This is a genomic window from Glutamicibacter sp. HZAU (assembly GCF_004100365.1).
GTDB lineage: Bacteria > Actinomycetota > Actinomycetes > Actinomycetales > Micrococcaceae > Glutamicibacter > Glutamicibacter nicotianae.
The window spans coordinates 1-691 of sequence record NZ_SCKZ01000031.1; the positions used below are offsets into that span (position 1 = coordinate 1).

Here is a 691-nt window from a genome sequence, read left to right on the forward strand (position 1 = left end):
CCGCCCACAGGATCACATCACCCTGGAAATGGCGCCACTTGAAATCCGTCATCGTTCCGTCCGTCCAATCTCCGCCAAGCATGCTCAAGCTTCACGATTTTTGCAACAGAGCCCACACGAGTATTGAGCATAGTCGAGATTGGTGCAGATCACTTCTGATATTGAACTGTCAGGAGCTGGCTGCACAACAGCCATTACGCCCAATCAACTGGTGCAGTCGTCTTCTGAAAATGACATTTGGTATCTCTCATAAACGGATGTTTTTGAGAGAACTATCTTCGGCCTTCACACGCACGAAAGGCGGCGAAGCTCCGCCGTTAATCCGTCCGCCGGAGATCTCGCCCAGGCAGGCTGAAGGCCGAGCAAGCCTGACAGGCCCGAAAAGCCCGGCACGGGCGTCGGCGGCGATGACGGCGGCGGCATTATCCAGGGTTGATGATGGAAGTGGAGGATATCGACAACCTCTCGCGCAACCAAGACATCGCGGTCGGACTGCAAGTGATCTTGAAGCCACGGGCCCGTCCCACCCCGACATGGACCTCGATGCCCGAACGGACGTTAGATTTCGAGTTCTAGGTGTATGAGGCCAGGACGTTGTTGACGCGTAATGGTGTCGCGGATGCGGGCGGCTTCCCGTCATGCACACCGTGGGGCCGGTGGTAGTTGTAGTGCAGGTTCCAGGTTTCCAGCG

The 691-nt window shown here is 56.7% G+C and carries 1 protein-coding gene; it reads left to right on the forward strand.

Features of this window, described 5'->3' with window-relative positions; translation table 11 throughout:
* The first annotated feature begins 435 nt into the window (after positions 1-435).
* Positions 436-576, forward strand: a complete 141-nt coding sequence (locus EKH49_RS16650) for a hypothetical protein (protein ID WP_004152787.1) — start codon at positions 436-438, stop codon at positions 574-576.
* Positions 577-691 lie beyond the last annotated feature (115 nt).